This window comes from Enterobacter cloacae complex sp. R_G8, from assembly GCF_024599795.1.
Taxonomy (GTDB): domain Bacteria; phylum Pseudomonadota; class Gammaproteobacteria; order Enterobacterales; family Enterobacteriaceae; genus Enterobacter; species Enterobacter dissolvens.
Genome location: NZ_CP102246.1, coordinates 127,075 through 139,939, shown reverse-complemented (window position 1 = coordinate 139,939; position 12,865 = coordinate 127,075). Strand labels below are relative to the sequence as shown.

Genomic DNA, 12,865 nt, shown 5'->3' with positions numbered 1-12,865 from the left:
TGCCTGGGCGGTATGCTGAGCGCAGAAATAACGTGTGAGAATTGTGATGACCGATGCGAATGAAGTCAGAAACCGGCTGCTAAATGGCTGGCAACTGTCAAAAATGTACACTTTTGAAGTGGCTGCCCGGCATGAATCCTTCGCGCTGGCGGCGGCGGAACTGTCGCTCAGCCCCAGCGCGTTGAGCCACCGCATCAACCTGCTGGAAGAGGAGTTGGGCATTCAGCTGTTTGTCCGCTCGCACCGTAAAGTTGAACTGACGCAGGAGGGAAAGCGCGTTTACTGGACCCTAAAATCATCCCTCGACACCCTGAATCAGGAGATCCTGGATATTAAAAACCAGGCGCTGTCCGGTACGCTGACGGTGTATTCCCGGCCGTCAATCGCCCAGTGCTGGCTTGTCCCCATGCTGGGGGATTTTACCCGCCGTTATCCGTCGATATCTCTCACCATTCTCACCGGCAATGAGTTCATCAATATGCAGCGAACCGGCATCGATCTGGCCATCTATTTCGACGATACGCCGCCAAACTACCTTTCTCATCACTTCTTGATGGACGAGGAGATTTTGCCCGTCTGCTCGCCCGCGTATGCCCGCGAGCATGCGCTGTTGAAAAATCCCGATAACCTCAGCCACTGCACGTTACTGCACGACCGTCAGGCCTGGAGCAATGATTCCGGTACGGATGAGTGGCTCAGCTGGGCGCAGCATTTTGCGATGAATATGCCGTCATCATCGGGTATTGGCTTCGATCGTTCCGATTTAGCGATAGTTGCAGCCATGAATCATGTGGGCGTGGCGATGGGGAGAAAGCGGTTGGTGCAAAAGCGCCTTGAGCGGGGCGAGCTTATCGCCCCGTTTGGCAACAAGACCCTCAAATGCCATCAGCACTATTACATCTCAACGCTTCCCGGCCGTCAGTGGCCGAAAATTGACGCCTTTATTGGCTGGCTAAGAGAACTGGCAGGCTGAAGAATTATTACGCTTTGACGCTACACCAAATGCGAGAAAGCGTGCTAAATACAGGTAATCCTTTTGATTTATCCAGGGTAAAACGTGTTAAAGCCTCTTATTGCGACCGCGTTGCTTCTCTCTTCCGGCTGGGCGATAGCCGCCGAGCCGCCGCTGACGGCTGCGCTTTATGCACAAAAGCTGGGCGTGGGTATGGACGTGGACTGGGCGCGCACCGAGCGCGGCATACGCGAATTCGACCCGCTGGTGGTCCGCGACTTTCGCGCGAAAGGCATCAGCCATGTGCGTATTCGCGTGGCCGATGAGCCGACCGAAGCACGGCTGATCCACCTGCGTAAGCTGGTGGAAGCCTGCGAGCAGTACGGCGTGATCCCGATTATCGCGTATCAGGCGGACAGCTATAAAAACGATCCGAAAGCCGATAACGAAAAAGAGGTTACCGACTGGTGGATTGCCGTGGCGCACTATTTCGGCAAACGTTCGCCGCTGCTGGGCTTTGACCTGATTTATGAGCCTGCGGACAAGCTCAACCACAACGCGGCCTCGCTTAACCGGGTGTATGAGAAAACCATCAAGGTCATCCACAGCATTGATGCGGACCGGATGATCTTCATCGCTCCCCGCCTGCGTGCGGCACCCGAAGATCTCACCAGCCTGAAGCTGCCTGCGCACAGCCAAAACTTCCTGCTGGCGGAGTGGCATATCTTCCCGTGGGGGCCGCTGAAAAATAACGGCAAATACCCGTGGACCTCCGGTACGGCGGCGGAGAAAGCGGTGATTCACAATCGCATTACGACGGCGCTGCACTGGCAGCAAAAAACCGGACACGTCAGCTGGGTCGGGGGCTGGGGCGTGGGGGAGTCAAACCGCGTTACACCCACCGCGTCGCAAATGGCTTTCGCGACCTTTATGGCCTGCGAGCTGCAAAAGGCGAACATTCCCTATGCGATTAACGCCGATTTCCAGTTTTATGACGGAGAAGAGGGGGCCTGGCGGCCAGCGCCAGAGCCGCTGCTGGAGGCGATGATTGCCCCGGTATGTGAAAAGCCCGGCGAGAAGCCGGGCCATCATGCGGTTAAACAGGCTGCTCGTGATGCGGAACACGCGACGCCAGCGGCAGCCAGCACAGTAAAATCAGCAGCCCCATCAGCGTCATCAGCAAACCCAAACTAGCCTGCCCGGTTTGCGGCATCATGGCGGAGAGCCAGGCCAGCGCGCCGGAGCCAATATTCTGTAAACCGCCCACCAGCGCACCCGCCGTACCCGCGAGGAACGGGAACGGCTCCATGGCGCCGCTGGTGGCAAGCGGGAACAGCATCCCCGCACCGAAGAAGAACAGTGCCGCCGGGATCAGCAGCGTCCAGACAGTCATCACGCCAAACAGACCCGGGATCCACATCATCAGGCCAGCCAGCAGGCAGCTGATTACGGACTGCCACATCAGCGTCGAGAAACGTTTGTTCTGACGTCCGGCGAACCATGCGCCAAAGAACGCCGCCGGGATCGGCAGAATAAACAGAATGCTCACCACCATACTGCTCAGGCCAAGCCCTGCACCCAGCAGCACGCCGGAGCAGGCTTCAAATACCGCGATACCCGCCAGACCGCCGATCAGCATCAGCAGGTAACAGGTAAAGGCTCCATTGCCGAACAGCGTTCTGTAACTGGCGATAAGCTTCGTGCGTGGTGCGTCCTGCGGGCGGGTTTCCGGCATCCAGCGCGCCATGCTGAAGGTGACAATCACGCACAGCACCAGCAGGAAGGCATAGCAGGCGCGCCAGGACCACATCGTATCCAGCAGGCCGCCAATCAGCGGTGCCAGCAGCGGGCTGACCAGAATGCCCATATTCAGCAGGCTATTGGCGTGACGCAGCTGCGTGCCCTGGTACATATCACGCGGTAAGGTACGCGCCATCACCCCGCCAACGCCGGTGCCAACCCCCTGCAGCGCGCTGGCGGCAATCAGTACGGTCAAGCTATGTGTGGTAATGGCGATCACCGTCGCGACCATGAAAATACACATGCCTGTCAGAATGACCGGACGGCGGCCAATGCGATCGGACAGCGGCCCGTAGAATAACTGCGAAACGCCATAGGTGAGCAGGTAGGCGGCCATCACGCTTTGTACCGCGCCCTCACGGACGTTGAGTTCCTTTGCCATGTCGGCAATCGCCGGGATGTAGATGGTTTGCGCCATCTGACCGACGGCCACCAGTAACACCAGCATCAACAATAAGTTAACGTTCCTTTGTTTTTTCATGTCGCTGAATACTTTTGCCAAAAGAGAAGAATGAAGAATAAGTGACTACGCATTCCCATAAATGCGCGAGGAATCTACCACAATGAGATGACAAATTAAGCATTGTCATGATGAATGCAGAAGGGGGGTAAGGCAGGTTTTGTAAACAAGATTGGCAACAAATGTTGCCAGTGAATCACGCCAGGCGCAGCAGGATCGCCCCGCCCGCAATACCCAGCGCGGCTGCGATACGCAGTCCGGCAACCTTTTCTTTTAAAAGCACAAATGCGATCAACGCGCCGAAGAGAATCGACGTTTCTCGCAGCGCAGCGACAACCGCCAGCGGCGCCTGCGTCATTGCCCATAAGGCCAGGCCATACGAGCCCATGGTGCCAACCCCGCCGAGCAATCCCTTTTTCCAGTGCAAACGCAGGTAGCTGGAGGCTTCGCGGCGTCGCGCTACCATTGCCCAGCACAGCAGGCAGAAGCCGTTCATAAAGAAGGTCCACAGCGTATAGCCCAGAGCGGTATCCGATAAACGTACGCCCGTTCCGTCCACCAGCGTATAGCCGGCGATAAAGCAGGCGTTCAGCAGTGCCAGCCAGATCCCCTTCCGTGACTGCAGCCGGCCATTCATCGCCATTGCCAGAATCGACAGGCAGATCACCCCGATGCCCGCCCAGGCGAGCCAGGAGAGGCTATCCCCGAGCACCAGCACGCTGATCAGCGCCACCAGCAGTGGGGCTGTCCCGCGCATCAGCGGATAGGTCTGGCTCATGTCTGAGACCTGATACGTCTTCGCCACCAGTACCGTATACACCACCTGCAGCGCGCAGGAGACCACTAAAAAGGGCCAGCTGGCTGGCGACGGTTGCGGGGAAAAAGGCAGTAAAACCAGAGCAATGAGTGTGGCGGAGCCGCTAACGCTGATCGCCGAGTAGAGCTTATCCGTTCCGGCTTTAACGATGGCGTTCCAGCTGGCGTGCAGCAGCGCGGCAAACAGCAAAATACAGAAAACGGTGATGGTCATGGCGTCTCTGGCGGTGAATTGTCATTCAACTGTAACATTCACGACTTCATGCCGCCAGCCAGCTACACCGCGCAAAAAAGACGGTGAGTGACCCGTGGTTCATCTGACACCAGTCTGAAGCCCGCACGACGGTAGAACCCGCAGGCCGTATCCGGTGCATGGGTATTGAGGAAATCAAACCAGATGCTGGCATCGGCCATCACCACCGTTAACAGCTGTTTACCAATCCCCAGACCGCGGCACTTCTCGCTGACATAAAGATGGCGAATGCGTCCGGCACGCGGTTGCTGGCTGAAGGGATCGCGGTTAAGGCTGCAGACGCCCACCAGCTTGCCGTTTAAAAAGGCACCCAGCAGCTTTTCACCCGGCGCGTTAAAGCGGTTTTCACCGCGCAGCCAGTTCTCTTCCAGCCTGCGCAGCATATTGAAATTCGCCGCGATGCTCTCGGCTTTAAGCGCGATGTACCCGGGCTCTTCAGGCGTAATGGGTTCAATTAACAGACGCGACATAGCATTCCCTCATTATTAAAGAGGGGCGGTTGCCCGCCCCTCTCAGGTGCGACTTGAACCTGAATCACCGAAGGTATTTCAGGACAGCATCAAGCAGTTGCAGTACAGCAACAATGAGTTTGAGGATAAGAATCACCATATCCACGACGCTCATACGCGTCTCCTTTTGGTAAAAAGGAGCACGATGCTGGCGTACCTTTCCGCCGCCTGTTGCCAGCACCTGGATTGACGTAACACAGTGTGCTCACTTCAGGGGTTAAGGCACTGACGGCACCACCCGTTTCAGCCAGGACTTCGTTGCGCCGGTAGAACTGCGGCCCCCTCGCTCACTGCGAACATCCTCATTATAGATAAATACTGTATATATGAACAGTATTTTGTGGACAAAATTCGAAACCCGTTCCATACTCAAAAACGTCAAAATCCGTGCCGGAATTGCGCGTTCGTCTTCGATCGCGTATACTTCGTGCGTTGACGTAACACAGTGTGTTCTGCGGCGACCAACCGCAAAACCCTGATAAAAACCTCGCTCCGGCGGGGTTTTTTGTTTTCTGCTTTCTGTACAGAACGGGATGCCAGTTGACTTATTGGCAACGTACCCGGCAGAAATAAGGTACATATTAATGTTTCATTTAATAATCCTTAAATATAGATTATTTAAATAAAACTAAGTCTGTTTATTTTTAAGATGAATATGTATTTAAATAAAACCCACAGATTTGAATTACCCGGTTTTTCAACGTATATTCACATAGCCATAAAAACAGTATGGATAGTTTATGCAAGCATCTGATTACTTGAAGATGAAGTTCCAGAGCGACAGGCAGTTAGCTATTTATGGACAACAAGGCGTTGCTGGGACATGGAAAGCATTAAAGGGGATCGGTTCTGATATCTACTCAGGAATGGAGCGTGTTAGTTGGTATTCATCATGCTTAATCCCCAGCTATCACGATGTGTGTGAAGAGTTACTCTCAGAAGAAAAAAGGATGTACCTCTCAATTGTGTCTATTTACCATTATCGCAATGTAATAGCACACATGCTCTATCTTTATTTTGAAAGCATTATGACCGATTCTGAAAATGGGAATGAAAAAAATCGCGTTCGCAAGACGGATTCAAAAGTAACGGGCCTTGTTAAAAACATCCCGGCAAGCAAGGCAGCGCGTTTAGCGATAGCATGGGCGCTGGCTAAATCCCTATCGGAATCCGGCTTGCTTTCAGAAATCGTCGTCGAACGGCTTGCGCGCCGTGTACCTAATGTTGTTATGGCTCTGCAGCTGATGGGTACGGACCAGAAGTGCGCTCTTGCTGCCCGTCGTCTGAAAATGTTGGATCCTAAGTATTACGCCACCCTCTATGCCGCACAACTGGAGATGCTTTACTACTTTTTTGAACCATTCCTGGCTGAAATCATTAAGAAAGTGCAAACGGGATTCTACAAGGATTTTGATGCGATCTATAACGACTTAAAGGATAGGTAGCATGTTTAAGAGTCTGTTATCCATTCTTTTTACAGATGTTTTATTCCCTGTTTATATTTTTGCTTGCGCCTCTTTGTTTCTCTGGCTGGTGCCCAATCACTGGGTATTATTAACATTCATTGCTATCGTTTTATTTATTATTGTTCATCCGATAATTTTCGGGCGCTTTGATAAGTACGATTGAGTTTTATAAAAAGGAGTTTGTATGTCAAATCCGGCTTATTTGTTTCTGACAGATGAAAATGGTTCGCCAATGGTAGGTTCCTGCCTGGTGTCAGGGCGTGAAGGCGCAATTGAACTCAAATCGTTCACTCATAATGTCAATATCCCGGTCGACGGGAATACCGGGAAATTGACGGGCACGCGCATACATATGCCCGTCATGTTCCAGAAGGATTTTGATCGTGTCACTCCGTTTTTATTTCGGGCGTTGAGTACGGGGAGAACGCTTCAGTCAGCCACCATAAAGATGTATCAGATTAATGAGGCTGGTTTAGAGCAGGAGTATTTTAATATCATCATGGAGAATGTAAAAATAACTTCTATTACACCCGATTTGTATCCAGGTGCCAACACCGGAACACACCTCGAAACGGTTCTCATACGCTATGAGAAAATCACCTGGAAGCATTGCGACGGAAATGTCATCTATAGTGACGCCTGGAATGAGCGAGCAACATACTAAAACGTGATCCCTGACGCATTTTTGCGCAGATGAAAATATTTCCATTGTCACGCCCGAAAACCTGTGTTTGTATAAATTCAATCAATGATTCCAAACACAGGTCCCCCATGACTGCATCCATGAACACCGCGACCCTACTAAAAACTGCGCAACCAGCCGCAGTGGTCGTCGTGCGTGTGGTGGTGGTCGTCGGCAATGCGCCGTAGGGACTGGATCAACACACGAATCCAAAACCCCGCCGGCGCAAACCGGGCGGGGTTTTTCGTTTAGGACCCCTCCCGGATACGCTAAGTAGTTCGGGTTGCAGCCAACGCATCTGCAACCTGAAATACGACGCTTAAAGCTGGCTCAGAAGAAAAGGACTGGAGCATGGCAAGTTCGGGCACAACATCCACCAAGACGCGTTTTACGGGCGCGCAGCTGATTGTTCATTTACTGGAACGACAGGGTATTACCACGGTTGCGGGCATCCCGGGCGGTACGGTACTGCCGTTGTACGATGCATTAAGCCAAAGCACGCAGATCCGCCACGTGCTGGCGCGTCACGAGCAGGGAGCGGGGTTTATCGCTCAGGGCATGGCGCGTACGCAGGGTAAACCGGCAGTCTGTATGGCCTGTAGCGGTCCGGGGGCGACCAACCTGGTGACCGCCATCGCCGACGCGCGTCTCGATTCCATTCCGCTGATTTGCATTACCGGCCAGGTGCCGTCCTCAATGATCGGTACCGATGCGTTCCAGGAAGTGGATACCTACGGTATTTCTATCCCCATCACCAAACATAACTATTTAGTTCGCGACATCGCCGAGCTTCCTCAGGTTATCAGCGATGCGTTCCGCATTGCGCAGTCCGGTCGTCCAGGCCCGGTGTGGATAGACATTCCTAAGGATGTCCAGACCGCAGAAATTGAGATCGACATACTGCCGGAGCCGGGCGAGCGGGCACCTGCGCCAGAATTCAGCGCTGAGAGCGTGCGCGATGCCGCGGCCATGATCAATGCCGCTAAACGTCCGGTGCTCTATCTGGGCGGCGGGGCAATCAACGCCGCAGATGAAATCCGTCAGTTCGCTGAAAAAGCCAACCTGCCCACCACCATGACCCTGATGGCGCTCGGCATGCTGCCTAAAGCGCATCCGCTGTCATTAGGAATGCTGGGCATGCACGGCGCGCGCAGCACCAATTACATCCTGCAAGAGGCGGATTTGCTGATTGTGATGGGCGCACGTTTTGATGACCGGGCGATTGGTAAAACCGAGCAGTTCTGCCCGAACGCAAAAATCATTCACGTGGATATCGACCGCGCCGAGCTGGGTAAAATCAAACAGCCGCACGTGGCGATTCAGGGGGACGTGGCCGACGTGCTGGCGCAGTTGATCCCGCAGACGGACGCAACTGACCGCGCCGACTGGCGTCAGATGGTGGCGGATCTGCAACGCGAGTTCCCGGGTGCGATCCCAACCGAAGGCGACCCGCTGAGCCACTACGGGCTGATTAACGCTGTGGCCGCCTGCGTGGACGACAGCGCAATCATCACCACCGACGTGGGCCAGCACCAGATGTGGACCGCCCAGGCCTATCCGTTGAACCGTCCGCGTCAGTGGCTGACCTCCGGCGGCCTGGGAACCATGGGCTTTGGTCTGCCTGCGGCAGTTGGTGCGGCGCTGGCGAACCCGGACCGCAAGGTGATCTGCTTCTCCGGTGACGGCAGCCTGATGATGAACATTCAGGAGATGGCCACCGCGGCTGAAAATCAGTTAGACGTGAAAATCATCCTGATGAACAACGAGGCGCTGGGGCTGGTACACCAGCAGCAGAGCCTGTTCTACAAGCAGGGGGTGTTTGCGGCGACCTATCCGGGGATGATTAACTTCATGCAAATTGCCGCCGGTTTTGGCCTGCATACCTGCGATCTGAACGCAGAAGAAGACGCCCACGCAGCGCTGCAGGCGGCGATCTCTCGCCCGGGCCCGGCGCTGATCCACGTCCGTATCGACCCTGAGCAAAAAGTGTATCCGATGGTGCCGCCTGGTGCGGCAAATACTGAGATGGTGGGGGAATAAGCCATGCAGAAACAACATGAAAACGTCATTCTGGAACTCACCGTCCGCAACCACCCTGGCGTCATGACCCATGTCTGCGGGCTGTTTGCCCGCCGGGCGTTTAACGTGGAAGGCATTCTTTGTCTGCCGATTCAGGGCAGCGAGCACAGCCGAATCTGGCTACTGGTCAACGATGACCAGCGTCTGGAGCAGATGATGGCCCAGATCGACAAGCTGGAAGACGTTACCAGAGTGGCGCGCAACCAGTCCGACCCCACCATGTTTAACAAAATTGCGGTGTTCTTCGAATAAATCGCTTAAGGTAAGCGTCTTTCGCTCTTGTAGGCCGGATAAGCGCAGCGCCATCCGGCGTTTTCAGACCGCAGGAACAGACATGACCACCATCGCCCTTATCGACGACCACCTTATCGTCCGCTCCGGATTTGCCCAGCTTCTCAACCTCGAACCGGATTTTCAGGTGGTGGCCGAGTTCGGCTCCGGGCGCGAGGCGCTGGCGGGCCTGCCGGGGCGTGGGGTACAGGTCTGTATCTGCGATATCTCCATGCCGGATCTCTCCGGACTGGAGCTGCTGAGCCAGTTACCGAAAGGGATGGCGATTATCATGCTCTCGGTTCACGACAGCCCGGCGCTGGTGGAGCAGGCGCTCAACGCCGGCGCGCGTGGGTTCCTGTCAAAACGCTGCAGCCCGGATGAGCTTATAGCCGCGGTGCGCACCGTCGCGACGGGCGGCTGCTACCTGACGCCGGACATCGCCCTCAAGCTGGCCGCCGGACGTCAGGATCCGCTTACCCGGCGTGAGCGTCAGGTGGCGGAAAAACTCGCTCAGGGGATGGCGGTGAAAGAGATTGCCGCCGAACTGGGTTTGTCGCCCAAAACCGTGCACGTTCACCGCGCCAACCTGATGGAAAAACTCAACGTCAGTAATGACGTCGAGCTGGCGCGCAGCATGTTCGATAGCTGGCAATGAGCCCCGTCTTTTCGCGGCTGATCGCCGTTGTTGCCAGCTTTTTTATCTTCTCTGCCGCCTGGTTCTGTCTGTGGAGCATCAGCCTTCATCTGGTGGAGCGCCCGGCGCTGGCGGTGCTGCTGTTTCCCTTTGGCCTGCGTCTGGGGCTGATGTTGCAATGCCCGCGCGGCTACTGGCCGGTTTTGTTGGGCGCAGAGTGGCTGATGCTGATCTGGTTGTCGCAGGAAGTCGCCCTCGCGCATCTGCCCTTATTGATGACCGGAAGCCTGCTCACGCTCCTCCCGGTTGCGTTGATTTCCCGCTATCGTCACCAGCGCGACTGGCGCACGCTGCTGCGTCAGGGAGCGGCGCTGATTGCCGCCGCGCTGCTGCAATCCCTGCCGTGGGTAGGCGAAAAGGAGATGCTTAACGCCCTGCTGCTGACCCTGACCGGCGGCCTGACGCTGGCCCCCACCTGTCTGGTTTTCTGGCACTATCTCACCAGCACCGTCTGGCAGCCGCTCGGTCCGTCGCTGGTCTCTCAGCCGGTAAACTGGCGCGCCCGGCATCTTATCTGGTACTTGCTTCTGTTTGTGGTGAGCCTGTGGCTACAGCTTGGCCTGCCTGCCGAGCTTTCCCGTTTTACCCCGTTTTGTCTCGCGCTGCCGATCATTGCGCTCGCCTGGCACTACGGCTGGCAGGGGGCGCTTATCGCCACGTTGATGAACGCCATTGCGCTGATTGCCAGCCAGACCTGGCACGATCATCCGGTGGATTTGCTGCTCTCCCTGCTGGCGCAGAGCCTGACCGGGCTGCTGCTCGGCGCGGGCATTCAGCGCCTGCGTGAGCTGAACCAGTCCCTGCAAACCGAGCTGTCGCGCAATCGCCGTCTGGCAGAGCGTCTGCTGGAGACTGAAGAGAATGTACGCCAGGAAGTGGCGCGCGAGCTGCACGACGACATCGGCCAGACCATCACCGCCATCCGCACCCAGGCGGGTATCGTCCAGCGTCTGGCGGCGGATAACGCCGGGGTGAAGCAGGGCGGGGCGCATATCGAACAGCTCTCCCTTGGCGTGTACGATTCGGTGCGTCGCCTGCTGGGCAGGCTGCGTCCGCGCCAGCTGGACGATCTCTCTCTGGAACAGGCGGTGCGCTCCCTGATGCGCGAGATGGAGCTGGAAAGCCGCGGGATTGTCAGCCATCTCGACTGGCAGATTAACGAATCTGCATTGAGTGAAGGCCAGCGCGTCACGCTGTTCCGCGTCTGTCAGGAAGGACTGAATAATATCGTTAAGCACGCCAACGCCAGCGCGGTGACGCTGCAGGGCTGGCAGCAGGATGAAAGCCTCAGGCTGGTGATTGAAGACGACGGCTGCGGTCTGCCGCCCGGCTCCGGGCAGCAGGGCTTTGGTCTGGCGGGCATGCGCGAGCGGGTGAAGGCGCTGGGCGGCACGCTGAGTATCTCCTGCACCCACGGGACACGCGTCAGCGTCAGCCTGCCGCTAAGGAGTCACCATGTTTAAAACCCCCGCTAACGCCGCGCCGATAGGCGACAAAGCGGAGATCGATGCCCGCTACCGCTACTGGCGTCGCCATATCCTGATCACCATCTGGCTCGGCTACGCGTTGTTTTACTTCACCCGCAAAAGCTTCAACGCCGCCGCGCCGGAAATCCTTGCCAGCGGCGTGATGACCCGCACCGATATCGGTCTGCTGGCGACGCTGTTCTACATCACCTACGGCCTGTCGAAGTTTTTCTCCGGCATCGTCAGCGACCGCTCCAACGCCCGCTACTTTATGGGCTTTGGGCTGATCGCCACCGGCGTGGTGAACATTCTGTTTGGCTTTTCCACCTCGCTCTGGGCCTTTGCCCTGCTGTGGGCGCTGAACGCCTTTTTCCAGGGCTGGGGCGCGCCGGTCTGCGCCCGCCTGCTCACGGCGTGGTATTCGCGCAACGAGCGCGGCGGCTGGTGGGCTATCTGGAATACCGCGCATAATGTCGGCGGAGCGCTGATCCCGATGGTGGTGGGCGCAGCGGCGCTGCACTACGGCTGGCGCGCGGGGATGATGATTGCCGGTGGTCTGGCGATCCTGGCCGGGTTGTTCCTCTGCTGGCGGCTGCGCGACAGGCCACAAACTGTGGGGCTTCCGCCGGTAGGCGACTGGCGGCACGACGAGATGGAGATTGCCCAGCAGCAGGAGGGGGCGGGGCTGTCCCGCAAAGAGATCCTTACCAAATACGTGCTGAAAAACCCGTACATTTGGCTGCTGTCGCTCTGCTACGTGCTGGTCTACGTGGTACGCGCGGCCATCAACGACTGGGGTAACCTGTACATGTCCGAGACGCTGGGGGTGGATCTGGTGACCGCCAACTCGGCGGTGACCATGTTCGAGCTGGGCGGGTTTATCGGCGCGCTGGTGGCGGGCTGGGGCTCGGATAAGCTCTTCAACGGCAACCGTGGCCCGATGAACCTCATCTTTGCGGCAGGAATCTTACTCTCCGTCGGCTCGCTGTGGTTGATGCCTTTCGCCAGCTACGTGATGCAGGCGGCGTGCTTCTTTACCATCGGCTTCTTCGTGTTTGGTCCGCAGATGCTGATCGGCATGGCGGCGGCAGAATGCTCGCATAAAGAGGCGGCCGGTGCGGCGACGGGCTTCGTCGGGCTGTTTGCCTACCTTGGCGCGTCCCTCTCCGGCTGGCCGCTGGCGCGGGTGATCGACATCTGGCACTGGAGCGGTTTCTTTGCCGTGATCGCCATCGCGGCGGGGATATCGGCCCTGCTGCTGCTGCCGTTTTTGCATGCGCAGGCGCCGCGTGAAGCCAGGGTGATGTGATGCGCCTCACCTTTTCACCCCGAGTGGCGCAAAACTAAGAAATTTTCCCGGTTTTACCTGGACGCTGTCTCAGGCATCTCTCCTGGCTGATTTTTACAATGCCTGC

General features: G+C 56.7%; 14 protein-coding genes. 10 read left to right on the top strand and 4 right to left on the bottom strand.

All coding sequences use genetic code 11. The features are described from left to right. The first annotated feature begins 46 nt into the window (after positions 1-46). On the top strand, positions 47-973 hold the full coding sequence (gene dsdC / locus NQ842_RS00695) for a DNA-binding transcriptional regulator DsdC (RefSeq protein ID WP_257256949.1): 927 nt from the start codon (positions 47-49) through the stop codon (positions 971-973). Between the two features lie 84 nt (positions 974-1,057). Continuing rightward, the gene (locus NQ842_RS00690; protein ID WP_048338802.1) at positions 1,058-2,146 is read left to right on the top strand and encodes a cellulase family glycosylhydrolase; all 1,089 of its coding nucleotides are present in this window, start codon (positions 1,058-1,060) and stop codon (positions 2,144-2,146) included. On the opposite strand, the gene emrD is transcribed toward NQ842_RS00690, so the two are convergent. The 4 genes from emrD to tisB form a co-directional block, all read right to left on the bottom strand. Continuing rightward, a complete protein-coding gene (gene emrD, locus NQ842_RS00685; protein WP_014830051.1) occupies positions 2,049-3,233 on the bottom strand; it encodes a multidrug efflux MFS transporter EmrD in 1,185 nt (394 codons plus the stop codon). The genes NQ842_RS00690 and emrD overlap by 98 nt on opposite strands. 175 nt (positions 3,234-3,408) lie before the next feature. Continuing rightward, positions 3,409-4,242, bottom strand: coding sequence for an EamA family transporter (locus tag NQ842_RS00680; protein WP_014830052.1), 834 nt, complete (start codon positions 4,240-4,242; stop codon positions 3,409-3,411). Between the two features lie 62 nt (positions 4,243-4,304). Next, positions 4,305-4,751 carry a GNAT family N-acetyltransferase gene (locus tag NQ842_RS00675; protein ID WP_047360536.1) on the bottom strand — a complete coding sequence of 149 codons (447 nt, stop codon included), beginning with the start codon at positions 4,749-4,751 and terminating at the stop codon, positions 4,305-4,307. 64 nt (positions 4,752-4,815) lie between these two features. Continuing rightward, entirely contained in the window at positions 4,816-4,905 is a 90-nt protein-coding gene (gene tisB, locus NQ842_RS00670; protein ID WP_020684667.1) for a type I toxin-antitoxin system toxin TisB, read from the bottom strand. 625 nt (positions 4,906-5,530) lie between these two features. On the opposite strand from tisB, the gene NQ842_RS00665 reads away from it, so the two are divergent. The 8 genes from NQ842_RS00665 to NQ842_RS00630 all read left to right on the top strand — a co-directional run bounded on the left by NQ842_RS00665 (position 5,531) and on the right by NQ842_RS00630 (position 12,759). Further along, complete coding sequence (locus NQ842_RS00665) at positions 5,531-6,235, top strand: hypothetical protein (protein ID WP_083021660.1); 705 nt, start codon at positions 5,531-5,533, stop codon at positions 6,233-6,235. 205 nt (positions 6,236-6,440) lie between these two features. After that, positions 6,441-6,920: a type VI secretion system tube protein TssD gene (locus NQ842_RS00660; protein ID WP_153908078.1), complete on the top strand. Its 480-nt coding sequence runs from the start codon at positions 6,441-6,443 to the stop codon at positions 6,918-6,920. A 107-nt stretch (positions 6,921-7,027) separates the two neighbouring features. Beyond that, entirely contained in the window at positions 7,028-7,126 is a 99-nt protein-coding gene (ivbL, locus tag NQ842_RS00655) for an ilvB operon leader peptide IvbL (RefSeq protein WP_071830013.1), read from the top strand. A gap of 163 nt (positions 7,127-7,289) precedes the next feature. Then, positions 7,290-8,978, top strand: coding sequence for an acetolactate synthase large subunit (gene ilvB / locus NQ842_RS00650; protein WP_014830055.1), 1,689 nt, complete (start codon positions 7,290-7,292; stop codon positions 8,976-8,978). Positions 8,979-8,981: 3 nt separating this feature from the next. Next, positions 8,982-9,269, top strand: coding sequence for an acetolactate synthase small subunit (gene ilvN / locus NQ842_RS00645; protein ID WP_001171659.1), 288 nt, complete (start codon positions 8,982-8,984; stop codon positions 9,267-9,269). An 82-nt stretch (positions 9,270-9,351) separates the two neighbouring features. Next, a complete protein-coding gene (gene uhpA / locus NQ842_RS00640) occupies positions 9,352-9,945 on the top strand; it encodes a transcriptional regulator UhpA (RefSeq protein WP_118283565.1) in 594 nt (197 codons plus the stop codon). Further along, positions 9,942-11,447 (top strand): signal transduction histidine-protein kinase/phosphatase UhpB, encoded by a 1,506-nt coding sequence (gene uhpB, locus NQ842_RS00635; protein ID WP_014830057.1) that lies wholly within the window; start codon positions 9,942-9,944, stop codon positions 11,445-11,447. Before uhpA ends, uhpB begins: the two co-directional genes overlap by 4 nt. Beyond that, positions 11,440-12,759, top strand: coding sequence for an MFS transporter (locus NQ842_RS00630; RefSeq protein WP_014830058.1), 1,320 nt, complete (start codon positions 11,440-11,442; stop codon positions 12,757-12,759). The genes uhpB and NQ842_RS00630 overlap by 8 nt, the downstream gene beginning before the upstream one ends. Positions 12,760-12,865: the final 106 nt, after the last annotated feature.